This is a genomic window from Kluyvera genomosp. 3 (assembly GCF_011765685.1).
Lineage (GTDB): Bacteria > Pseudomonadota > Gammaproteobacteria > Enterobacterales > Enterobacteriaceae > Kluyvera > Kluyvera georgiana_A.
This window is the reverse complement of record NZ_CP050321.1, coordinates 1240211-1264275: the sequence shown is the minus strand read 5'-3', so window position 1 is coordinate 1264275 and position 24065 is coordinate 1240211. Positions and strand designations below refer to the sequence as shown.

The following is a 24065-nucleotide window of genomic DNA, read 5'->3' as shown; positions in this document are numbered from 1 at the left end:
GCTCAGACCGTTTTATGTCCCTCGACATCAACGCTAAAACGGTCTCAGCCCTCTGCCCACCGGCACCGCGCTCAGCCACATGACCACCGCCGCGGCAATCAGAATAACGCCGCCCGCTAAGGCCAGCGTCGTCCAGCCCACCTGCCGCCACAGCACCGGTGTTTTATTGCCGCTCAGCTTCACCGCCAGCGTACGGAAGCCGTGAACCAGCAGCGCCAGCGATGAGATGGTGAGTGACGTCCCTGCCGCCATCGCCAGCGCCGAAGCAACGCCCCAGCTAAAGACGCCAATCACTTTACTGAACAGCAGTACCATAATGGCGCCGGAACAAGGGCGCATTCCCATAGAGAGAATAATCATCAGCCGCGCGCGCCAGTCGTCGCTCTGTTCAAGCTGCTGCGGGTTCGGCAAATGCTGGTGTCCGCAGCCACAGCCGTCATGGTGAACATGATGCGGCGTAAAGGCGGTGAATTTCGGTTTACGCAGCAGTAAGCGCAGCTTTTTCAGCGCCCGCCAGCACAGCAGTAGCCCCAGTACGCCTACCAGCGCGTAACTCCCCTTTTCCAGCCAGAAGCTGCTGAGATGCAGCTGCCGCGCCGGAAGCCGTAATACGGTGAGCACAATAACCACCAACGCAATCGCCACCAGCCCCTGTAATAATGAGGAAGCCAGCGTCAGACCGATGCTCGACTTGAGTTTTGACGGATGGGTCGCCAGCCAGGTGGTAATCACCACTTTGCCGTGTCCCGGCCCCAGCGCGTGCAACACGCCGTACGCAAAGCTGAACAGCAGCAGCGCGCCGCCCGCCTGAGTGGGATTATCAGCCACCGCTTTCAGTAGACCGCTCATCTGCTGGTTCACGTCACGCTGCCAGATAACACTTTTCAGCATCACCTGCGGCCACGCCTGCCACAGCCAGACCAGCCCTACTGCAGCGGCAACAAGAAACAGCGCCAGCGGCCAGAGCGAGACCCAGCGGCGCGGCGGACGGCGTCGGTTAACGGAAATCACTGACATTGCACGGTCACCTTCTGGGCAAACTGTTTTCCCAGCTCCATATCCTCCTCCGGCGCGTCTTCTTTATCGAGCGACTGCGCGTAGGAGAGCATCTCTTCGTTGGGCTGCGGCGTGTGCACACGAACCTTGCACGCGCCTTTAAAATCTGCGGCAAACGCCACGTCGCTGTCTTTTTCGTAGCTCATATCGACATAATAGGTCGGGTCAAAGGTGGAGAACGTATAGGTTTGCCCCGCCAGCGGTTGCGGTGAGGCCAGCGGCAGCGTGAAGGTCAATACCGCCTGATGCCCCTGACGCGCCAGACCGTAGTCTTCAGGCAGATTGTTAAACTTCACCTTTTTTCCGTTGTGCCAGAACTCGGTGAAGTAATGCTGCCCCAGCACGTTGGCCATCACCTCCGCCGCCAGTTTTTTCCATACCTCATCCCCCGGCTTTGCATTACCCGCGTCGTACAGCAGGTCGGCCGAGGTGAGTTCATCCATCACCCAACGCATTTTCATGCCGGTAAGCGCGCCATCGCTCACCACCAATTGATTGGTGATGGTGATAAAACTGTGCGGATGCGCCCTGGCGTTTAATGATAAAAACGCAAGAAACACCATTACCGCGCATTGTTTCACTCTCTTCATCCGTTCCTCAGTGAAAAATTCTGTGAGCGTCGCCAGCATTCCTTAGCGAAAGCGCCGTGGTCGCCGCTATCTTTTGTCTATCCTTAATCCTGGTTACCTAAAACTGGATCTAGCTGATGATGACCGTACTTGAACCGCCATCTGTGCTTTCCAGTCCCCAGCGCCGCTGCCAGGCGCTGCTGATGCTGTATCTCCCAGGGCATACCATTACCGCGGAATACATTGGCATGGTGAATAATGTCGATGTTTCAACCGCCCGGCAAGATATCGTTGACGCCGGCGAGGAGATTGAGCGTTACCATCGTCTGGCAATCGCCACTCAGGCGGATGGCAGCTATCGGATTGAAGGCACCACCCTCGACCTGCGCCTGTGTCTGCTGCATTGGCTGCGCCGTGCGCTGCGGCTATGCCCGCAGTTTGTCGCCAACCATTTTACACCGGCTATCAAAACGCAGCTGAAACAGCTGAAAATTGCCCGAACGCTGTATGATGAAACCAACCTCCAGGCGCTGGTTAACCGCTGTGCCCGCAGCCTGGAGCGCGAGTTTGAGTGCCGGGACGGTCAGTTTTTACGCCTGTATTTACAATATTGTCTGCTGCAACATCATCAGGGTGTCAGCCCCCGGTTCACAACATTGCAAAGCGCCTGGACCCAGTCGACCGACGAATACCAGATGGCGGCGGATATCGTGCGCCACTGGCAGCGCCGTGTTATGCAGACGCCTGACCCTTATGAACAGCATTTCCTCGCCCTACTCTTTATGCTGTTGAAAATCCCCAATCCGCACGACGATAGCCGCCAGCAGGAGCAGCAGCTACATCTGGCGATATCCCATCTGGTCGATCGCTTCCAGCAGCTTGCCGGATGTCACTTTACCGACGAACGCGCGCTGCACAACCAGCTTTATGTTCATTTATCGCAGGCGCTCAACCGCTGTGTGTTCGGGATCGGCATCGATCATCATCTACCGGAGGAGATCCATCGCCTCTATCCGCGTTTAATTCGCACCACCCGCAGCGCGCTGGCTGATTTTGAAACGCGTTACGCCCTGCGCTTCAGCGATGACGAAGCGGCGCTGATTGCGGTTATTTTCGGCGCGGGGTTGATGCAGGAGAGCGAGCTGCACGAGAAACAGGTGGTATTACTGACCGGCGATAACCCGGCGCTGGAACAGGAGATTGAGCAGCAGTTGCGGGAGCTGACCCTGCTGCCGCTCAACGTGAAATATCTGGCGGCGCATATTTTCCAGAAAGAAGGGGCGCCAAAGGACAGCACGCTGGTGATATCGCCTTACGCGATTGTGCTGCCGCTGTTTTCGCCGCCGCTGATCCACGCCGAGCAGTCGCTCAGCGAACATCAGCAGCAGCGTATCTGCCAGATCCTCGAAACCTAGCGGACGACGGCTTTTGGCCGCAGCACCAACGCAGGCAGGGCCACCAGCGCCATCACCCAGAACAGCCCCTGGTGCAGATGCTGGTAGAGGAAGCCCGCAAACATGGTCATCACCGCAATGCTGCCGCCCATTGCCACCGCCGAGTAGACCGCCTGCAGGCGAATCACTTCGCTGCCCTGGCGCGCGGCAATGTAGCGCATGGCCGCCAGATGGCAGACGGTGAAGGTGCCGCAGTGGAGGATCTGAATCAAAATCAGCCACGGTAAGCTGGTGGTCCAGCCCATCAGCCCCCAGCGAATCACGCCGCAAATGGCGGAGAGCAGCAGTAAGTCCCGCGCGCTAAAGCGACGAAACACTTTTTTGCTCAGGGCAAAGGTCAGCACTTCCGCCACCACGCCTAACGACCAAAGATAGCCAATTGCCGACGCCGAGTAGCCTGCGCCTTCCCAGAAAATCGCGCTAAAACCGTAATAGGCGGCGTGCGCGCCTTGCAGCAGGCTAACGCAGGCAAGGAAACGCCAGTTTTGTACCACCAGCGCGCGCCAGGCCGGCCAGCCCACTGATTCCTGGTGACGGGACTCGCCGAGCGGCATCACCGACGGCTTCAGCAACATGCCCAGCAGCATCGAAGCAACGCCCAGACTCAGCATCAGCAGAATCACATGATAGTCAAACAAGCTCACCAGCTTGCCGGTCAACGCCGAGCCAATCACAAAGGCAATCGACCCCCACAGGCGCACCCGGCCATAGTCCATGGTTATCTGTTTTTGCCAGGTATTGGCCAGCGCATCGGTCAGCGGCACCAGCGGTGAGAAAAAGAGGTTGAAGCCAATCATCACCACCATCAGCCACGCTACGTTGCTGCCCGCCCAGAAGGCCAGCGCGAACAGCAGCGTCATCAACGCCAGAATGCGCAGAACGCTAATCAGTTTCGAGGGGTCGCTCACGCGCGGCGCAATCAACAGGCTACCGAGAAAACGGGCCACCAGCCCGGCGCCGAGCAGCAAACCGATGGTTTCGGGAGAGAGCCCCGCGCCTTTGAGCCAGACGCTCCAGAAAGGCAGAAAAATACCGTAGCTAAAGAAGTAGGTGAAGTAACTGAGCGCCAGCCAGCGCGTGGAGTGCAAAACCATGGTTCCTCCCGTTATGGAGGCGATAGTCTAATGACTCTCCCCATATTCTGGAGAGTACTAACGCAGGTAGTTACCAGAAAATTGTGACGAGCATCACCTTCCTTCTTTATCACTCCAGAGTTGTCCGCCCTAACGGCAGCCGCTGAGAAGCACGCCCGCGTTAAGCTTCAACCAACGGTCTTTGCGCCAGCTCGATAAAATCCCTTAGGGCGGGCTTTAGCTCGCCCTTTTTCCACGCCATCAGCAGCGCCAGAGTCGGCGCTTCGCCTTTAATTGGCCGAAAAACCACCTGTCCGGTATTAAAATTATTCATATAACCGGGTATCAAAGTGGCCCCCAGCCCCATACCAACGAGGTTCATGGTCACCAGGATATTGGTCGCCACCTGTACAATATTCGGCTGGCTGCGCTCTTTCTCAAACCACGCGTTGACTACCGATGAAAGTTCGCCGGAATAGTCCGGGTCGGTGGTGACAAAGTTCACACCGTGTAACTGCTGGGCGGAAATGCTCTCCTCGCGGGATAGTGGATGACCTACCGGCAGCACCACCACCAGCGGTTCATGAAACAGCTCAATAAATTCAATATCCTGCCCGTGAACAGGATAGCGCATCAGCCCGACGTCCAGTTCACCGCTCCGCAGCTTCTCTTCTTGCTGCGTGGTAATCAGGCTTGCCAGCTCGATATGGGTTTCAGGCTGACGCAGACGCAGCATCGGCAGCACCTTTGGCAGCAGATTCACCTCGGCGGAGGGGACAAAGCCAATCGCCAGATGGTCGTTATTCAGCGCCGCTTTACGCGCGCGCAGCTTGGCCTGTTCCGCATTGTCCAGAATGGCCTGCGCATCCTGCAAGAAACACTCACCGGCTGCCGTGAGGGTCACTTTGCGCTTATCGCGTTCCAGCAACGCGACGCCCACGCACTGCTCCAGATCGCGTATTTGACTACTCAGGGAGGGCTGCGAGGTGTGCAATTTTTCTGCAGCTCGGGTGAAGTTTAACTCCTGCGCCACCGCGACGAAGTAGCGTAGGTGCCTCAGTTCCATGTCCCTCTCCTTGTTATCGAAAAAACGTCTCAGCTGGTAGATATTTACTATTTCACAGATTGATAACTAACCAGCAACATCCTTAGGGCACAAAAAAAGAAGGTCAATACATCTTAGCTTTCAGGATTAAAAAATATGACCACACCCTCAAATTTAGACATCTACCAACTGATTGATACCCAACACGGTCGCGTAACCCCACGAATTTATACCGACCCTGACATTTACCAACTGGAGCTGGAACGCATCTTCGGACGCTGCTGGCTGTTTCTGGCCCACGAAAGCCAAATCCCCAAACCGGGCGATTTCTTTAACACCTATATGGGCGAAGACGCCGTGGTGGTGGTGCGCCAGAAAGACGGCAGCATCAAAGCGTTTCTCAACCAGTGTCGCCACCGCGCGATGCGCGTGAGTTACGCCGACTGCGGTAACACCCGCGCCTTCACCTGCCCATATCACGGCTGGTCGTATGGCATTAACGGCGAGCTGATCGACGTGCCGCTGGAGCCGCGCGCCTATCCGCAAGGGCTGTGCAAATCCCACTGGGGGCTGAACGAAGTGCCATGCGTCGAGAGCTACAAAGGGCTGATTTTCGGTAACTGGGATACCAGCGCGCCGAATCTGCGCGATTATCTCGGCGACATCGCCTGGTATCTCGACGGCGTGCTGGATCGCCGTGAAGGCGGCACCGAAATCGTCGGCGGCGTGCAGAAGTGGACCATCGACTGTAACTGGAAATTCCCTGCCGAACAGTTCGCCAGCGACCAGTATCACGCGCTGTTCAGCCACGCTTCCGCCGTGCAGGTGCTGGGGGCGAAGGATGACGGCAGCGATAAGCGCCTCGGCGACGGTCAGACCGCCCGCCCGGTGTGGGAAACCGCCAAAGACGCGCTGCAGTTCGGCCAGGACGGACACGGCAGCGGCTTCTTCTTTACCGAGAAACCGGACGCCAACGTCTGGGTCGACGGCGAAGTCTCCAGCTACTATCGCGACACCTATGAAGAGGCCGAGCAGCGTCTGGGCAAGGTACGCGCGCTGCGTCTCGCCGGTCACAACAACATTTTCCCCACCCTCTCCTGGCTGAATGGCACCGCCACGCTGCGCGTCTGGCACCCTCGCGGGCCGGACAAAGTCGAAGTATGGGCGTTCTGCATCGCCGATAAAGCCGCTTCTGATGAAGTCAAAGCCGCTTTTGAAAACAGCGCCACCCGCGCCTTCGGACCGGCGGGGTTCCTTGAGCAGGACGACTCGGAAAACTGGTGTGAAATTCAAAAACTGCTGAAAGGCCACCGGGCACGCAACACCAACCTGTGTCTGGAGATGGGTCTCGGCCAGGAAAAACGTCGTGAAGACGGCATTCCAGGGATCACCAACTACATCTTCTCGGAAACCGCCGCCCGCGGCATGTATCAGCGCTGGGCCGATTTATTAAGCAGCGAAAGCTGGCAGGAAGTGCAGGAAAAAACCGCCGCATACCAGCAGGAGGTGATCAAATGAGCGCGTTAGTCTCCCCTGAGCTGCATCACCGCATCAGCCAGTTCCTGTATGAAGAAGCGCGTCTGCTGGACGACTGGCAGTTTCGCGACTGGCTGGCGCAACTGGATGAAGAGATTCGCTACACCATGCGTACCACGGTGAATGCCCAGACGCGCGACCGCCGTAAAGGTGTACAACCGCCGACCACCTGGATTTTCAACGACAATAAAGACCAGCTTGAACGCCGTATCGCGCGACTGGAAACCGGCATGGCGTGGGCGGAGGAGCCGCCTTCCCGCACCCGCCACATGATCAGTAACCTGCAGATCAGCGAAACCGACCAGCCGGATGTGTTCGCCGTACGCCTTAACTACCTGCTGTACCGTGCGCAAAAGGAGCGTGATGAAACGTTCTACGTCGGTACTCGCGTGGATAAAGTCCGTCGTTTGCCTGACGACACATGGCGTCTGCTGGCACGAGAGATCGTGCTCGATCAGGCGGTGATCACCTCCCACAACCTGAGCATCCTTTTCTGATGAACCGTATTTTGGCCTGCTCCGCCACGGAGCTACCGGAGGGGGAAGCCCTCCGCCTGGAGACCTCGCCCGTCATCGCGCTGTTCCATATCGGCGGCGAGTTTTATGCCATCAACGACCGCTGTAGCCACGGCAACGCCTCGATGTCAGAGGGCTATCTGGAAGATGATGCGACGGTGGAATGCCCGCTGCACGCCGCCAGCTTCTGCCTGAAAACCGGCAAAGCGCTGTGCCTGCCCGCCACCGATCCGCTGACCACCTATGCGGTACATGTGGAAGGCGGCGAAGTGTTTATCGATATTCCCGAGGAGGCCTGATGAGCGATTTACGCGATAACGTTGTGTTTATTACTGGCGGCGGTTCCGGCCTGGGCCTGGCACTGGTCGAACGCTTTATTGAAGAAGGTGCGAAGGTTGCCACGCTGGAACTTTCGCCAGCCAAAGTCGCCAGCCTGCGCCAGCGCTTTGGCGATCATCTGCTGGCAGTAGAAGGTAATGTCACCTGTTACGCCGACTACCAGCGCGCGGTAGATCAGATCCTCAGCAATTTTGGCAAACTGGACTGCTTTATCGGCAATGCCGGGATCTGGGATCACAACGCTTCCCTGGTTAATACGCCTGCGGATGCGCTGGAGAGCGGCTTCCACGAACTGTTTAACGTTAACGTGCTGGGCTATCTGCTGGGCGCGAAAGCCTGCGCTCCCGCACTTATCGCCAGCGAAGGCAGCATGATTTTTACCCTCTCTAACGCGGCCTGGTATCCGGGCGGCGGTGGGCCGCTGTATACCGCCAGCAAGCACGCGGCCACCGGGCTGATTCGCCAGTTGGCCTACGAGCTGGCGCCGAAGGTGCGGGTGAACGGTGTCGGCCCATGCGGCATGGCCACCGATCTGCGTGGCCCGCAGGCGCTCGGTCAGAACGATACCTCAATAATGCAGTCGCTGACGCCGGAGAAAATTGCCGCCATTCTGCCGCTGCAGTTCTTCCCGGAACCGGCTGACTTCACCGGCCCGTACGTGATGCTGGCTTCACGCCGCAACAACCGTACGCTAAGCGGCGTGATGATCAACGCCGATGCCGGGCTGGGGATCCGTGGGATCCGCCACGTGGCCGCCGGTCTGGATCTGTAAGGAGCGAGCATGAGCGAACAGATTATTGCCATTATCGGCGGCGGCCAGGCGGGGGCGATGGCCGCCGCCGCGCTGAGACAGCAGGGGTTTAGCGGGCCGCTGCATCTTTTCTCCAACGAAATGCATTTGCCTTACGAGCGCCCACCGCTCTCGAAGGCCATGCTGCTGGACGATAACCCACAGCTTCAGCCCGTTCTGCCCGCCAACTGGTGGCAGGAACACAACGTGCAGTTGCATATGGGCGTCACGATACGCGCGATCGATCGCGCTACCCGCACGCTAACGCTCGCCGATGGGCAAACCTACCGCTGGTCACAGCTGCTGCTGGCTACCGGCGCCGCCGCCAGGCCGTTGCCGCTGCTGGATGCGCTGGGCGAGCGCTGCTTTACCCTGCGTCATGCCGGCGATGCCGAGCGTCTCCGGGCAGCGCTACAGCCGGGAAAATCGATCGTCATCGTCGGCGCAGGCACCATCGGCCTGGAGCTGGCGGCCAGCGCCACCCAGCGCGGTTGCCGCGTCACGGTAGTCGAACTGGCGGATACGGTAATGGGCCGCAATGCTCCTGCTCCGGTACGCGATTATCTGCTGGCACGCCATCAGCTAGCCGGCGTGCGGGTGCTGCTCAACAGCGCCATTGAGCACGCCGAAGCGGGCGAGTTCCTCTCGCTTACCCTGCAAAATGGCGAAACGCTACAGGCTGATGCCGTGGTTTACGGTATCGGGATCGTGGCCAACGATGCGCTGGCCCGCGACGCGGGGCTGGAAACTGCTAACGGTATTATTGTCGATAGCACCTGTGCCACCGCCGACCCAGCCATTTTCGCCGCCGGTGATGTGGCGCTCACTCGTCAGCCAGACGGCTCGTTAAGGCGTATAGAAAGCTGGGAAAATGCCAACTTCCAGGCGCAGGTCGCCGCCGCTGCCATGCTCGGTTTACCCGTGCCGGATGCCACGCCGGGCTGGTTCTGGACCGATCAATACAGTGATAACCTGCAGTTTGTTGGCGAAATGCAGGGAGAAAACTGGTTATGTCGTGGTGAACCGGGCGACAGGAAAGCCATTTGGCTTCAGCTACGTGAAGGCGCGCTGGCAGGCGCGGTAGCACTGAACAACGGACGCGAAGTACGCGTGCTGCGTAAGCTGATTCAGTCAGGACACGTAGTCAGTGAAGACGCCCTTTGTGATGAAAGCGTACCCTTAAAATCGCTATAGCAGGTGCGCATGACGGCCCCTTCTTATCGCTACGGCGAAGGGGCCATACCAAAGTACCATCCAATCTACTGATTTTTCGCCCCTGTGTGGCAGGCCATAAAATTGTGTATTACGTTTAAATCAAACGTACTTACCCAAAGGAACTGCCATGAACTCGCTTCGCTATCTCGACTTTGGCGCTTCGCGCGATCTGCTGCTGCTGATTGCCCGTATCGCTATCGTGCTGCTGTTTATTCTCTCCGGCTATCCCAAAATGCTCCACTATGACGGCACGGTGCAGTACATGGCCTCCATCGGCACACCGATGCCGGCGCTGGCGGCTATCATCGCGATCGTGATGGAAGTTCCCGCCGTTATTCTGGTGATTCTGGGGTTCTTTACGCGTCCGCTGGCGGTGATTTTTCTGTTCTATACGCTGGGGACAGCGGTGATTGGCCACCACTACTGGAACATGACCGGCGATGCGGTGATGCCAAATATGATTAACTTCTACAAAAATATCAGTATCTCGGGGGCGTTCCTGCTGCTGGCAATTGTCGGGCCGGGCAAAATTTCGTTAGATAAGCGTTGATGGTTTGCCTGATGGCGGCTTCGCCTTATCAGGCCTACAAGTAGGACCGATAAGCGTAGCGCCATCGGGCATAAAAAAGGCCGCATACGCGGCCTTTTTCACATCACACGATTCACGCTTACGCGTAAACCGGGAAGCGTGCACAGATATCCAGCACTTTCGCTTTCACGCGTTCAATGGTGGCTTCATCATTGATGTTGTCCAGCACGTCACACATCCAGCCAGCCAGCTCTTTCACTTCCGCTTCTTTGAAGCCGCGACGAGTAACAGCCGGGGAACCGATACGGATACCGGAGGTCACGAACGGGCTCTTTGGATCGTTCGGGACGCTGTTTTTGTTCACGGTGATGTTAGCGCGGCCCAGGGCTGCGTCAGCTTCTTTACCGGTCAGGTTTTTATCCACCAGGTCCAGCAGGAACAGGTGGTTCTCAGTACCACCAGAAACCACTTTGTAGCCGCGGTTCAGGAACACTTCTACCATCGCTTTCGCGTTTTTCGCAACCTGCTGCTGGTAGACTTTGAATTCCGGCTCCATCGCTTCTTTCAGCGCGACTGCTTTACCGGCGATCACGTGCATCAGCGGGCCGCCCTGCGCGCTTGGGAAGACAGCAGAGTTCAGTTTTTTATACAGCTCTTCATCGCCGCCCTTCGCCAGGATCAGGCCGCCGCGCGGACCCGCCAGGGTTTTGTGGGTGGTGGTGGTAACAACGTGAGCGTGCGGAACTGGGTTCGGGTACACGTCAGCGGCAATCAGGCCAGCCACGTGCGCCATGTCGACGAACAGGTATGCGCCGATGCTGTCAGCAATTTCGCGCATTTTTGCCCAATCAACCACGCCGGAGTAGGCAGAGAAACCACCGATAATCATCTTCGGCTTGTGTTCTTTGGCCAGCTTCGCCATTTCGTCATAGTCGATTTTACCGGACTCATCAATACCGTAAGGGACGATGTTATACAGTTTACCGGAGAAGTTGACCGGGGAGCCGTGAGTCAGGTGGCCACCCTGCGCCAGGTTCATACCCAGAACGGTATCGCCCGGCTGCAGCAGCGCGGTGTAAACAGCGAAGTTAGCCTGAGAGCCAGAGTGCGGCTGCACGTTAGCGTAGTCGGCGCCGAACAGCTCTTTCGCGCGGTCGATAGCCAGCTGCTCAACGACATCAACGTATTCGCAGCCGCCGTAGTAGCGCTTGCCCGGATAACCTTCAGCGTATTTGTTGGTCAGCTGAGAACCCTGCGCCTGCATGACGCGCGGGCTGGTGTAGTTTTCGGAGGCGATCAGTTCAATGTGCTCTTCCTGACGTACTTTTTCTTGCTCCATAGCCTGCCACAGTTCGGCATCATAATCGGCAATGTTCATTTCACGCTTTAACATCCGCATCTCCTGACTCAGCTAACAATAAAATTTTGACCTGAAAAAGGCAGTCCTGTTGGACAACGGCCCACAGTATAACTGATTAGTTCTGTGATAACAGGTCTTGACAAACGAAATTACGCAAACGTTTACCTTCAAGCCACACAAGGGATTGAGCAATAAAGCGCTTCAGGGCGCAAACGGATTTCTTTTCAGGATTGTGATGCAAATAATTCACGTTGTAACGTCAGCAACGCATTATTACAAAGAACCATTTACATAGCAGGGTTATTTTTATAAGATGCATTTTACATGCAACAATTGATAATACGAAAGGAAGACCTGCCATGCTTGATGCTCATACTATCGCCACCGTTAAAGCCACGATCCCGCTGCTGGTAGAGACCGGCCCGAAGCTCACCGCCCACTTTTACGACCGGATGTTTACCCATAATCCGGAGCTGAAAGAGATTTTCAATATGAGCAACCAACGCAACGGCGACCAGCGTGAAGCGCTGTTCAATGCTATTGCCGCCTACGCCAGCAATATTGAAAACCTGCCTGCCCTGCTGCCGGCTGTGGAGAAAATCGCCCAGAAGCACACCAGCTTCCAGATTAAACCTGAGCAGTACAACATTGTCGGCGAACACCTGCTGGCGACTCTGGATGAGATGTTCAGCCCGGGCCAGGAAGTGCTGGACGCGTGGGGCAAAGCCTACGGGGTACTGGCAGGCGTGTTTATCAAGCGTGAAGCAGAGATCTACCAGGATAACGCCGGCAAAACCGGTGGCTGGGAAGGCACCCGCGCCTTCCGTATCGTGAAGAAAACCCCGCGCAGCGCGCTGATTACCAGCTTTGAAATGGAACCCGTAGACGGCCAGCCGGTAGCGGATTACCAACCGGGCCAGTATCTGGCGGTATGGCTGAAGCCCGAGGGCTTTGAGTTTCAGGAAATTCGTCAGTATTCACTGACCCGCAAGGCAGATGGCAAGGGTTACCGCATTGCGGTGAAGCGCGAAAATGGCGGCCAGGTATCAAACTGGCTGCATAACGAGGCAAAAGAAGGTGATATTGTCCATCTGGCCGCGCCGGCTGGCGACTTCTTCCTCGACGTGTCGCCACAAACGCCGGTGACCCTGATTTCCGGCGGCGTCGGCCAGACACCGATGCTGGCGATGCTCGACACGCTCGCGAAGAATCATCATCCGGCGCAGGTGAACTGGTTCCACGCCGCGGAAAACGGCGAGGTTCATGCCTTTGCCGATGAAGTCAACGCGCTGGGCGCAGAGCTGCCGCATTTCACTTCACACCTGTGGTATCGCGCGCCTACCGAGGCAGACCGTCAAGCCGCCGCTTTTGATGGCGAAGGGCTGATGGCGCTGGAACCACTGGCCGCGGATCTACAGAACCCAGAGATGCAGTTCTACCTCTGCGGCCCGGTAGCCTTTATGCAGCACGCAGCCAAACAGCTAGTGGCGCTAGGCGTCAGCAGCGATCGTATTCACTATGAATGCTTCGGTCCGCATAAAGTACTGTAATCTTTTCTTTCCAGACGGGCATATTTTGCCCGTCTTCCTCCCCCATCGTACGCTCTGCAAGGTCAAAAAACCGGACAGCGAATTGTGTTATGATTAATCTCCTGTCCCATTTTTTATCCTTTGGCGATTCATTTATATGCAACAACCGGTTGTACGCGTTGGCGAATGGCTGATCACGCCTTCTATTAATCAAATCAGCCGCGCAGGCCGACACCTCACTCTGGAACCGCGATTAATCGATCTGCTGATGTACTTTGCCCAGCATCCGGGGGAGGTACTGAGCCGTGATGAACTGATCGATAACATCTGGATGCGTAACATCGTGACCAGCCATGTGGTCACCCAGAGCATTTCTGAGCTGCGCAAATCGCTGCGTGACGGCGACGATGGGCACATTGATTATATTATTACCGTTCCCAAACGCGGCTATCAGCTCACGGCTGAAGTCACCTGGCTTGATGAAACAGAAGAGAATCAAACACCTGAGGCACCGGTCGTTTCGCCAGCCCCCACGGCCGCGCCGGCAAACGCGTCAGCAGCCCCGCGACTCAAAGCGAAACGCCGCTGGTACTCCAACGTCTGGACTCAGTTTGCCTTCCTGCTTTCGTTGGGCGTGCTGATAGCGATGGTGTTACTGACCGTCATTCGTCCCCATCCGCAGATCACCCGCTCACATCTGTTGCTCAACCCGCGCGACATCGACGTACGCTTTGAGCCGGGCGCATCGTGCAATAACTGGGTATCACAGCAGGCCTACGCCATTGGGCTGGGAACGCTGATCACCACCTCGCTGAATACCTACTCCACCTTTATGGTGCATGACAAAACCAACTACAACGTCAATGAACCCAGCAGTTCCGGGAAAACGCTGACCATCAGCTTCGTCAACCAGCGTCACTACCGCGCCCAGCAGTGCTTTATGTCGGTACTGTTGGTGGATAACGCCGACAGTTCAAAGATGCTTGATAAGCGTTATTTCGTCACCGACGGAAACCTGGTGTCTATTCAGCGCGATCTTTTTGACAGCCTTTCTACCGCGCTGACGCAGCCATGGCCAGCACAGATGCAAACCATGCTGGCCCATCTGGATATGCCCCAGCCGATGTCACTCGCCCAGTTCTATCAGGCACTGTTATTAATTTCCCAGGGCGACGCGCCGTCTTTAACTAAGGCGAGCGCCATGCTCGACAGTATTATTAAGCTGTCGCCCGATTTCGCCTATGGCTATGCCCAGAAAGCGATGGTGGATGTATTACGCCATTCGCAGCAACCGTTTGATAGCAGCCAACTGGTGGCGTTAAGCCACGAATTAGATCACGTGGCCAACATGCCGGAACTGCAAAATAGCGCAGTGCTCTATCGTATTCGGGCAATTGATGCGTTAGGCAAAGGCAGTATTGATAACGCGTACGAGGCTATTAATAAAAGCATTGAGCTGGAAATGTCATGGCTTAATTATGTAGTGCTGGGAAAAGTGTACGAAATGAAAGGTGAGAATCGGCTTGCCGCTGACGCCTATATCACTGCCTTTAATTTACGTCCCGGCGACAATACGCTGTACTGGATTCAGAACGGAATATTCCAGACGTCGATAGAAAAAATTGTTCCTTATCTGCAAACTTTCCTGCCCAAAACCGCTTAGCGGGCGTTGACCGCCATTATCATGGTTAAATAAGGCCACACTAGATGTAATATTGATGTTGTTGCAAGGTTTTTATTGTTACTTTGCAGCAACATCACCCTTCCTGCAAGGATAAAACATACTCCTTTGTAATTACTCAATATTTACCTTTCCGTGATATAAACTTTTTATCCTGATATGTTAATGCAAAAAGCTAAACACCTCATCTTTTCGATGTTTGTGTTTATTTCACTTTAACTTTAGGACTTCTCTTAGCCTGCTCAGTAATATTGCCGTCAGTTGGTCGGGTCGCTCGCCATAGCTCACCTCGCGGTCCGGACTTAAAAATACTGCTCAGGAGAAACGAACATGAGTTCCGCTAAGAAGATTGGGCTATTTGCCTGCACCGGCGTTGTCGCCGGGAATATGATGGGGAGCGGCATAGCTTTATTACCTGCAAACCTCGCCAGCATCGGTGGTATTGCTATTTGGGGCTGGGTAATTTCTATTATTGGCGCAATGTCGCTGGCATATGTTTATGCCCGACTGGCGACCAAAAACCCGCAGCAGGGTGGCCCAATTGCGTATGCGGGTGAATTATCTCCGGCATTTGGTTTCCAGACCGGCGTACTTTATTACCATGCCAACTGGATTGGTAACCTGGCAATCGGGATTACCGCCGTCTCTTATTTATCGACCTTCTTCCCAGTATTAAATGACCCGATTCCAGCGGGTATCGCCTGTATTGCCATCGTCTGGCTGTTCACCTTCGTGAATATGCTCGGTGGGACCTGGGTAAGCCGTCTGACGACCATTGGTCTGGTACTGGTGCTTATCCCGGTTGTCATCACCGCCGTTATCGGCTGGCACTGGTTTGATATGGCAACCTATCAGGCTAACTGGAACACCTCGGCAACCACCGATCCGCACGCGGTGATCAAAAGTATTCTGCTGTGCCTGTGGGCGTTCGTTGGCGTGGAATCTGCCGCTGTCAGTACCGGTATGGTGAAAAACCCGAAACGTACCGTACCGCTGGCCACTATGCTCGGTACCGCGATTGCGGGCGTGATTTACATCGCCGCAACCCAGGTGATCTCCGGTATGTATCCGGCTTCCGTGATGGCCTCTTCCGGCGCGCCGTTCGCCGTCAGCGCCTCGACTATTATGGGTAGCTGGGCTGCGCCAATGGTGTCTGCCTTTACCGCCTTTGCGTGTCTGACTTCTCTAGGCTCCTGGATGATGCTGGTTGGCCAGGCAGGCGTTCGTGCCGCTAACGATGGTAACTTCCCGAAAGTGTACGGCGAAGTCGATAAAAACGGCATCCCGAAAAAAGGCCTGCTGCTGGCCGCCGTCAAAATGACCGCGCTGATGATTATCATCACCATCATGAACTCCAGCGGCGGTAAAGCCTCTGACCTGTTCGGTGAACTGACCGGTATTGCGGTTCTGCTGACCATGCTGCCGTACTTCTACTCCTGCGTTGACCTGATTCGCTTCGAAGGCTTCAACATCCGTAACTCGGCGAGCCTCGTGTGCTCCGTACTGGGCTGTGCGTTCTGCTTTATCGCGCTGATGGGGGCCAACTCCTTCGAGCTGTCCGGCACCTTTATCGTCAGCCTGGTCATCCTGATGTTCTATGGCCGCAAAATGCATCAGCGTCAGCATGACGACCACGACAACAAACCGGCTGAAGCGCTCTAACCGCTAACTCCCCTATTTCTACAGGCCCTTCCTCCCCTGCCGCTAACGCGGTGGGAAGGGCCTCCTTTACCTGGAAACATGACTATGACTATGAACGTTATTGCTATCATGAACCACATGGGCGTCTACTTTAAAGAAGAGCCTATCCGTGAGCTTCACCGCGCCCTGGAAGGCCTGAACTTCCAGATTGTTTACCCGAATGACCGCGAAGACCTGCTGAAGCTGATCGAAAACAACGCCCGTCTGTGCGGCGTGATCTTCGACTGGGACAAATATAATCTCGAGCTGTGTGAAGAGATCAGCGCGATGAACGAGTACATGCCCGTTTACGCTTTCGCGAACAGCTACTCCACCCTCGACGTGAGCCTCAACGATCTGCGCATGCAGGTTCGCTTCTTCGAGTATGCGCTGGGCGCCGCCGACGATATCGCCGCGAAAATTCGCCAGAACACCGACGAGTACATCGACACCATTCTGCCGCCGCTAACCAAAGCGCTGTTCAAATACGTTCGCGAAGGAAAATACACCTTCTGTACGCCAGGCCACATGGGCGGTACCGCCTTCCAGAAAAGCCCGGTCGGCAGCATCTTCTATGACTTCTTCGGCCCGAATACCATGAAGTCTGACGTGTCGATTTCCGTTTCCGAACTGGGTTCTCTGCTCGATCACTCCGGCCCGCACAAAGAAGCGGAAGAGTATATTGCCCGCGTCTTTAACGCCGAACGTAGCTACATGGTGACCAACGGCACCTCTACCGCCAACAAAATCGTCGGCATGTACTCCGCGCCGGCGGGCAGCACCGTACTGATTGACCGTAACTGCCACAAATCGCTGACCCATCTGATGATGATGAGCGACATTACGCCAATCTACTTCCGCCCGACCCGTAACGCCTACGGCATCCTGGGTGGGATTCCGCAAAGCGAATTCCAGCACGCGACGATTGCTAAACGCGTGAAAGAGACGCCGAACGCCACCTGGCCGGTACACGCCGTTATCACCAACTCCACCTACGACGGCCTGCTGTACAACACTGACTACATCAAGAAAACGCTGGATGTGAAATCCATTCACTTCGACTCCGCGTGGGTGCCTTACACCAACTTCTCGCCGATTTATGCCGGTAAATGCGGGATGAGCGGCGGCCGTGTGGAAGGTAAAGTGATTTACGAAACCCAGTCCACGCACAAACTGCTGGCCGCGTTCTCTCAGGCTTCGATGATTCACGTGAAGGGTGACGTCAACGAAGAGACCTTCAACGAAGCCTACATGATGCACACCACCACCTCTCCGCACTACGGTATCGTGGCCTCCACCGAAACCGCTGCGGCGATGATGAAAGGTAATGCCGGTAAGCGCCTGATTAATGGCTCTATTGAACGCGCGATCAAGTTCCGTAAAGAGATCAAACGTCTGAAAGGCGAATCCGAAGGCTGGTTCTTTGATGTCTGGCAGCCGGATCATATCGATGGCCCGGAATGCTGGCCGCTGCGCTCCGACAGCCCGTGGCACGGTTTCAAAAACATCGATAACGAGCACATGTACCTCGACCCGATCAAAGTCACCATTTTGACCCCGGGGATGAAGAAAGACGGCACCATGGACGAGTTCGGTATTCCGGCAAGCCTGGTGGCGAAGTATCTCGACGAGCGCGGCATCATCGTTGAGAAAACCGGCCCGTACAACCTGCTGTTCCTGTTCAGCATCGGGATCGATAAAACCAAGGCCCTGAGCCTGCTGCGCGCGCTGACCGAGTTCAAACGCGCGTTCGACCTGAACCTGCGTGTGAAAAACATCCTGCCGGCGCTGTACCGCGAGGCACCGGAGTTTTATGAAAACATGCGTATTCAGGAACTGGCGCAGAATATCCATAAACTGGTTGAGCATCACAACCTGCCGGACCTGATGTTCCGCGCGTTTGAAGTGCTGCCAGAAATGGAGATGACGCCGTATACCGCCTTCCAGAAAGAGCTGCACGGTGAAACCGAAGAGGTATATCTGGAAGAGATGGTTGGCCGCGTCAACGCCAATATGATCCTGCCGTATCCTCCGGGTGTTCCGCTGGTGATGCCGGGTGAAAAAATCACCGAACAGAGCCGTCCGGTGCTGGAGTTCCTGCAGATGCTGTGCGAAATCGGCGCGCACTATCCGGGCTTCGAAACCGACATCCATGGCGCTTATCGTCAGGCTGACGGCCGTTACACCGTAAAAGTACTGAAAGCTGAAAACAGCAAATAATAAAAAAGTAGAGGGAAGCGGCGTGCCGCTTCCCTTTTTTCACGCCGCAAGGAGTTCACATGAAAACACCCTCACAACCGCGCGCGATCTACTACATCGTGGCGATTCAAATCTGGGAATACTTCAGCTTTTACGGCATGCGCGCCCTCCTCATCCTTTATCTCACCCATCAGCTCGGCTTTAACGACAGCCACGCAATCAATCTTTTCAGCGCTTACGCTTCTCTGGTCTATGTGACCCCTATTCTGGGCGGCTGGCTCGCCGACCGCCTGCTCGGCAACCGCACGGCGGTAATTGCCGGTGCGTTATTAATGACGCTCGGCCACGTGGTGCTCGGTGTCGAATCTGACGCGACCTGGGGCCTGTATCTGGCGCTGGCGATAATTATCTGCGGCTACGGCCTGTTTAAATCCAATATCAGCTGCCTGCTCGGCGAGCTTTACGCGCCGGACGACCATCGCCGCGACGGCGGTTTCTCGCTGCTGTATGCCGCGGGTAATATCGGCTCCATCGCCGCGCCGATCGCCTGCGGGCTGGCGGCGCAGTGGTATGGCTGGCACGTCGGTTTTGCGCTGGCGGGCGTCGGGATGTTTATCGGCCTGATGGTGTTCTTAAGCGGCCACCGTCACTTCCGCCACACGCAGGGCGTGAACCAGCCGGCATTACGCGCAGTCAGGTTCGCGTTACCGACCTGGGGCTGGCTGGTGCTGATGCTGTGCATCGCGCCGCTATTCTTTACACTGCTGCTGGAACATGACTGGTCAGGCTATCTGCTGGCGCTGGTCTGTGCGATTGCCGCCGGCATCGTCGCGCGAATCATGCTGCGTTTTCCGCAGCACCGCCGCGCGCTGTGGCAAATCGTTCTGCTGATGCTCACCGGTACGCTGTTCTGGGTACTGGCGCAGCAGGGCGGCAGCTCTATCAGCCTGTTTATCGACCACTTCGTCAACCGCCGCTGGCTGAATATCGAAGTGCCGACCGCGCTCTTCCAGTCGGTCAACGCGATCGCAGTTATGGCGGCTGGCGTGCTGCTGGCCTGGCTTGCGCGTCCGGAAGGCGGCGCCAGTTCGACGCTGCGAGTGTGGCTGAAGTTCGCCTTTGGGCTGGCGTTGATGGCCGCAGGCTTTATGCTGCTGGCGCTGAACGCGCGTGGCGCCCAACTTCACGGACAGGCGTCGATGGGGATGATGATCGTAGGTCTGGCGCTAATGGGGTTCGCGGAGTTGTTTATTGACCCGGTAGCGATGGCACAGATTACCCGTCTGAATCTGCCCGGCGTTACTGGCGTACTGACTGGTATCTACATGCTGGCGACCGGCTCCGTCGCTAACTGGCTGGCGGGCGTAGTGGCGCAAAAAACCACCGAATCGCAGATCAGCGAAACGGCGATCGACGCCTATGGGCACTTTTTCTCACAGATGGGGGAATGGACGCTGGGTTGCGTGGCGCTCATTGTGGCGCTGGTCGCGCTGCGCCGCCTGCTCGGTAGCCCGGCAGCAGCATTAGCGGAATAACGTGATGAGCTGCCTGCATATCGCCGCAGGCAGCTGACTACGGGCTTAGATAGCCGCGTCGTCCTCTTCGCCGGTACGGATACGAATCACGCGCGCCACATCAAAGACGAAGATTTTACCGTCGCCGATTTTGCCGGTCTGAGCAGTACGGATAATGGTATCCACACAGGTATCGACGATATCGTCGGTGACCACGATTTCAATTTTTACTTTCGGCAGAAAGTCGACCATGTACTCGGCGCCGCGGTACAGCTCGGTGTGGCCCTTCTGGCGACCAAAGCCTTTCACTTCCGTTACCGTCATCCCGGTGATGCCCACTTCCGCCAGCGCTTCACGGACGTCATCCAGTTTGAAGGGTTTAATAATCGCATCAATCTTTTTCATGGTGTTCCTGTCGTTTTTATCGCGTAACCGGTTGCTTACCGTATCATAAATCACTCGTATGTACGGTGCTACTCTTTAAAATCGTTGGCGTCCAGTTCATGGCGCGAGAGTAATTTATAGAACTCAGTGCGGTTGCGACCCGCCATCCTCGCGGCGTGGGTAACGTTACCTTTGGTGATTTGCAGCAGCTTGCGCAGGTAGTTGAGCTCAAACTGATTACGCGCCTCAACAAAGGTCGGCAGCGCGGTGTTTTCCCCTTCCAGCGCCTGTTCCACCAGCGCATCGCTGATCACCGGCGAAGAGGTCAGCGCCACGCACTGCTCAATCACGTTCACCAGTTGACGCACGTTACCCGGCCAGTTGGCCGCCATCAGGCGCTTCATCGCATCGGTAGAAAACGCGCGCACAAACGGTTTGTGCCGGTCGGCGGCCTGGCGCAGCAGGTAGTTCGCCAGCAGCGGGATATCTTCGGTACGTTCGGCAAGCGTTGGAATCTTCAGATTCACCACGTTCAAGCGATAGAACAGATCCTCACGGAACTCGCCGCGCGCCATCGCCTTCGGCAGATCGCGATGGGTGGCGGAAATAATCCGCACGTTAATGTCCAGATCGCGGTTGCTGCCCAGCGGGCGCACCTTACGCTCCTGCAGCACGCGCAGCAGCTTCACCTGCAGCGGCGCGGGCATATCGCCAATTTCATCAAGAAACAGCGTGCCGCCCTCAGCCGCCTGGAACAGCCCCTCACGATTGCTGACCGCGCCGGTAAAAGCCCCGCGAGCGTGACCAAATAGCTCGGACTCAAGTAGCTGTTCCGGCAACGCGCCGCAGTTAATCGCCACAAACGGTTTCGCGTGGCGCGGGCTGGCATTGTGAATCGCCTGCGCCAGAATTTCTTTGCCGGTGCCGCTCTGGCCGTTAATCAGCACGCTGACGTCCGATTGCGCCACCATTTGCGCCTGCTCCAGCAGGCGCAGCATCAATGGGCTACGGGTAACGATGGCTTCCCGCCACTGCTCATCATTGGCAGGCGAAGAGCGTTCTAACGCCTCGTCGATAGCCTTATAGAGCGCGTCTTTATCCACCGGCTTGGTTAAGAAGCTGAAGACGCCTTGCTGAGTGGCGGAGACCGCATCCGGAATAGAGCCATGCGCCGTGAGGATAATCACCGGCATACCTGGCTGTACTTTTTGAATTTCGCTGAACAGCTGCATGCCGTCCATTTCGTCCATGCGCAAATCGCTAATCACCAGGTCGATACGTTCTTTTGCCAGTACGCGAAGCCCCTGCTGACCGCTTTCCGCCGTATCCACCCGGTAGCCCTCGCTGACCAGGCGCATTCCCAGCAGCTTAAGCAGGCCGGGATCATCATCCACCAGCAGCAGGTGCGCAGGTTTACGGTTACTCATGTTTATCCTCATCAGATGCCGCCGGATGTGACATATCAGCGCCCGGCTTACGGCTGGAAAGCTGGCGTTCAATGTCCGTCAGGTTTTGCAGTTTGCGGGTGGTGAGGTCCAGCTCAGCCTGGAGCTGCTGCTGTTGCAGACGCAGCGCGTCGAGCTGACCATCGCTGGTTTCCTGCAGTTTGCTATAGCGCAGGCGCTCTTCGGATAATGACAATTGCAGCGCCTGACCATCGCGCCATACCTGGTAGAGCGGACGAATGCGAGTAGGAATTTGCGGGCTCAGCGCGTCAATGTCGTTGACCAGTTGACGCCGCTCTGCGGGGGCAATTTTGGCATTCGCCAACAGGATGCCGCGCTTAAACGCGCCCTGCCAGCTGTCGGCAGCCAGAGAGCTCGCTTCAGAACGGGCGCGGGCCGCCATTAGACGGTCGGCACAGTCCATACCGCGCAACCAGTAGAGTGGATTGTTTTCGGCAGTACCGCCGTTTAGCGACCAGATATCATCGCAATCGGTCGACAGGTAATCCGCCACCTGCTGGCGCGGTTCGCTGACCTCGCCGCTGGCCCCCGCATTGTGCGGTAGAAGCGTGGCGTTACATCCGGAGAGCATCAGACAGGCCAGGCCTAACAGGCCGTCTCGCCACTGCCGTCGTCGTTGACCCGTACGTGCTAATCGTTGGGGCATAGTCACTCGATATCGATTCAGGTGATTGTTTTTTCAAGCCCAGGGGCCGGAAGCTCGATGCGAAAACAGACGTTGCCGTCCTGAGGATCAAGAAGATGCAGTTCGCCGTGCATTTTGCGCACGGAATCGCGCGCAAGGCTTAACCCCAGACCGCTCCCTTTCACCGCGCCTTTGCGCTGTTGGCTGCCCTGGAAGAAAGGCTCGAAAATCATTAATTTTTCTGCGTCCGGGATAGGTGAGCCGGTATTGATAACATCAATATAAACCCGAGCTCCTTCCCGACGGCTTCGGAGATAAATGTTACCGGATTCAGTGCCGTAGTGCACCGCATTCGAGTAGAGATTATCCAGCGCATTCATTAATAGCGTTGGCTCCGCCAGACAGCCAGCCGCCTGCAGGTCGACCTGCGTGTGCATCATTTTAGCTCGCGCTGGCAGGCTGTGCGCGGAAACCACCATCTCAACCAACGGCGCCAACGCCACATACTCCATCCGCACCGCGGTTTCACTGAGTTTACGGTTATAGTCCAGTAGCTGCTCGATTAGCGTTTGCAGGTTGCGGCTGCTGCTATCAAGAATGGCTACCACTTCTTTTTGCTCGGCGCTGAGCGGCCCTACGACCTGATCGGCCAGCAGTTCGGTACCTTCACGCATGCTGGCCAGCGGCGTCTTTAGCTCATGGGAAAGATGACGCAGAAACTGATGGCGCTGGGACTCCAGCCACGACAGACGCTCGCTGAGCCAGATAATACGCTGCCCGACGGATCGCAGCTCGCGCGGCCCGCGGAACATCACCTCGCCGTCCAGCGATTGCCCTTCCCCTAATCGGTTAATCATACTCTCAATGCCCTTCACCGGCCCGATAATCATGCGGGTGAACAGCAACACCATCGCCAGACTCACCAGGAACAGCACCAGCGCCTGCCAGCCAAAGAACTGACCGCGCTCGGCAATCGCCTGCTGTAGCTGCTGCCCACGGGAGAAGACCACGGTGCGAGTGGCCTGCACCATCTCGGCGTTAGCGGTAGAGAATGCTTCCAGCCGGGCCAGCGCCGCCTTCTCCGGGCCGCTGTTGGTACACTGAAGCTGCGTCAGGTCGTGCAGATTCTGGCGCAGCCGCTGGTAGAGGGTTTCATCAGGCAGCACGCCCGCGTGTGCGTCCAGCATATCGCTATAGCGCTTACGTTGATTCTGATACACCTTTGCCAGGGTCGGGTCATCCAGCACGCAATACTGACGGTAGCTCCGTTCCATATCCAGCGCGACGTTAGCCATCGCTTCGCTACGACGAGCATCGATAAGCGTGGTACGGTTAGTCTGTTCAGCCTGCGCGCTCAGGATATTCAGGCTCTGCCAGGCCTGCCACGCCAGCACCAGCAGCGGCAGCAGAATCAGCAGAAAGGCCAGCGTCACCAATTGGCGCAGCGATCGGGGCGAAAGAGAGAGGCGTTTCAACGGAGGTGTCTCAGTAAATCAACGTACCGGC

General features: G+C 56.6%; 21 protein-coding genes. 12 read left to right on the top strand and 9 right to left on the bottom strand.

Going from position 1 to position 24065, the window contains the following annotated elements:
• Positions 1–33: 33 nt before the first annotated feature.
• On the bottom strand, positions 34–1017 hold the full coding sequence (locus tag GY169_RS05975) for a nickel/cobalt transporter (protein ID WP_163448288.1): 984 nt from the start codon (positions 1015–1017) through the stop codon (positions 34–36).
• Positions 1008–1646, bottom strand: a complete 639-nt coding sequence (locus GY169_RS05970) for a DUF1007 family protein (protein WP_167575236.1) — start codon at positions 1644–1646, stop codon at positions 1008–1010. The genes GY169_RS05975 and GY169_RS05970 overlap by 10 nt, the downstream gene beginning before the upstream one ends.
• Positions 1647–1762: 116 nt before the next feature.
• Between GY169_RS05970 and csiE the strand changes: the two genes are divergently transcribed.
• Positions 1763–3040, top strand: a complete 1278-nt coding sequence (gene csiE / locus GY169_RS05965) for a stationary phase inducible protein CsiE (RefSeq protein WP_167575235.1) — start codon at positions 1763–1765, stop codon at positions 3038–3040.
• On the opposite strand, the gene GY169_RS05960 is transcribed toward csiE, so the two are convergent.
• Positions 3037–4173, bottom strand: coding sequence for a 3-phenylpropionate MFS transporter (locus GY169_RS05960; protein ID WP_163448291.1), 1137 nt, complete (start codon positions 4171–4173; stop codon positions 3037–3039). The genes csiE and GY169_RS05960 overlap by 4 nt on opposite strands.
• 160 nt (positions 4174–4333) lie before the next feature.
• Entirely contained in the window at positions 4334–5218 is an 885-nt protein-coding gene (gene hcaR / locus GY169_RS05955; RefSeq protein WP_167575234.1) for a DNA-binding transcriptional regulator HcaR, read from the bottom strand.
• Between the two features lie 135 nt (positions 5219–5353).
• On the opposite strand from hcaR, the gene hcaE reads away from it, so the two are divergent.
• The 6 genes from hcaE (at position 5354) to GY169_RS05925 (ending at position 10142) form a co-directional block, all read left to right on the top strand.
• Positions 5354–6715, top strand: a complete 1362-nt coding sequence (gene hcaE / locus GY169_RS05950) for a 3-phenylpropionate/cinnamic acid dioxygenase subunit alpha (protein WP_163448293.1) — start codon at positions 5354–5356, stop codon at positions 6713–6715.
• Positions 6712–7230 carry a 3-phenylpropionate/cinnamic acid dioxygenase subunit beta gene (gene hcaF / locus GY169_RS05945; protein WP_167575233.1) on the top strand — a complete coding sequence of 173 codons (519 nt, stop codon included), beginning with the start codon at positions 6712–6714 and terminating at the stop codon, positions 7228–7230. Before hcaE ends, hcaF begins: the two co-directional genes overlap by 4 nt.
• The gene (gene hcaC, locus GY169_RS05940; RefSeq protein WP_167575232.1) at positions 7230–7547 is read left to right on the top strand and encodes a 3-phenylpropionate/cinnamic acid dioxygenase ferredoxin subunit; all 318 of its coding nucleotides are present in this window, start codon (positions 7230–7232) and stop codon (positions 7545–7547) included. The genes hcaF and hcaC overlap by 1 nt, the downstream gene beginning before the upstream one ends.
• A complete protein-coding gene (gene hcaB / locus GY169_RS05935) occupies positions 7547–8359 on the top strand; it encodes a 3-phenylpropionate-dihydrodiol/cinnamic acid-dihydrodiol dehydrogenase (protein ID WP_167575231.1) in 813 nt (270 codons plus the stop codon). The genes hcaC and hcaB overlap by 1 nt, the downstream gene beginning before the upstream one ends.
• A gap of 9 nt (positions 8360–8368) precedes the next feature.
• Positions 8369–9571, top strand: coding sequence for a phenylpropionate dioxygenase ferredoxin reductase subunit (gene hcaD / locus GY169_RS05930; RefSeq protein ID WP_167575230.1), 1203 nt, complete (start codon positions 8369–8371; stop codon positions 9569–9571).
• Positions 9572–9719: 148 nt separating this feature from the next.
• Positions 9720–10142, top strand: coding sequence for a DoxX family protein (locus tag GY169_RS05925; RefSeq protein ID WP_065355942.1), 423 nt, complete (start codon positions 9720–9722; stop codon positions 10140–10142).
• A 118-nt stretch (positions 10143–10260) separates the two neighbouring features.
• Here GY169_RS05925 and glyA read toward each other — a convergent pair whose 3' ends face one another.
• The gene (glyA, locus tag GY169_RS05920) at positions 10261–11514 is read right to left on the bottom strand and encodes a serine hydroxymethyltransferase (protein ID WP_024157213.1); all 1254 of its coding nucleotides are present in this window, start codon (positions 11512–11514) and stop codon (positions 10261–10263) included.
• Positions 11515–11840: 326 nt separating this feature from the next.
• On the opposite strand from glyA, the gene hmpA reads away from it, so the two are divergent.
• From hmpA to dtpD, 5 genes are all read left to right on the top strand, one after another.
• Positions 11841–13031 carry an NO-inducible flavohemoprotein gene (hmpA, locus tag GY169_RS05915; RefSeq protein ID WP_167575229.1) on the top strand — a complete coding sequence of 397 codons (1191 nt, stop codon included), beginning with the start codon at positions 11841–11843 and terminating at the stop codon, positions 13029–13031.
• 136 nt (positions 13032–13167) lie between these two features.
• Entirely contained in the window at positions 13168–14673 is a 1506-nt protein-coding gene (gene cadC / locus GY169_RS05910; protein WP_167575228.1) for a lysine decarboxylation/transport transcriptional activator CadC, read from the top strand.
• A 348-nt stretch (positions 14674–15021) separates the two neighbouring features.
• The gene (gene cadB / locus GY169_RS05905) at positions 15022–16353 is read left to right on the top strand and encodes a cadaverine/lysine antiporter (RefSeq protein WP_163448301.1); all 1332 of its coding nucleotides are present in this window, start codon (positions 15022–15024) and stop codon (positions 16351–16353) included.
• Between the two features lie 90 nt (positions 16354–16443).
• Positions 16444–18591 carry a lysine decarboxylase CadA gene (cadA, locus tag GY169_RS05900; RefSeq protein ID WP_163448342.1) on the top strand — a complete coding sequence of 716 codons (2148 nt, stop codon included), beginning with the start codon at positions 16444–16446 and terminating at the stop codon, positions 18589–18591.
• Positions 18592–18650: 59 nt separating this feature from the next.
• Positions 18651–20105 (top strand): dipeptide permease DtpD, encoded by a 1455-nt coding sequence (gene dtpD / locus GY169_RS05895; protein WP_167575227.1) that lies wholly within the window; start codon positions 18651–18653, stop codon positions 20103–20105.
• Positions 20106–20150: 45 nt separating this feature from the next.
• Here dtpD and glnB read toward each other — a convergent pair whose 3' ends face one another.
• The 4 genes from glnB to qseE form a co-directional block, all read right to left on the bottom strand.
• Positions 20151–20489, bottom strand: a complete 339-nt coding sequence (glnB, locus tag GY169_RS05890; RefSeq protein WP_002914032.1) for a nitrogen regulatory protein P-II — start codon at positions 20487–20489, stop codon at positions 20151–20153.
• A gap of 68 nt (positions 20490–20557) precedes the next feature.
• A complete protein-coding gene (gene glrR, locus GY169_RS05885; RefSeq protein WP_163448303.1) occupies positions 20558–21895 on the bottom strand; it encodes a two-component system response regulator GlrR in 1338 nt (445 codons plus the stop codon).
• Positions 21888–22580 carry a two-component system QseEF-associated lipoprotein QseG gene (qseG, locus tag GY169_RS05880; protein ID WP_167575226.1) on the bottom strand — a complete coding sequence of 231 codons (693 nt, stop codon included), beginning with the start codon at positions 22578–22580 and terminating at the stop codon, positions 21888–21890. The genes glrR and qseG overlap by 8 nt, the downstream gene beginning before the upstream one ends.
• 17 nt (positions 22581–22597) lie before the next feature.
• Complete coding sequence (gene qseE, locus GY169_RS05875; RefSeq protein WP_163448305.1) at positions 22598–24034, bottom strand: two component system sensor histidine kinase QseE/GlrK; 1437 nt, start codon at positions 24032–24034, stop codon at positions 22598–22600.
• Between the last annotated feature and the right edge of the window lie 31 nt (positions 24035–24065).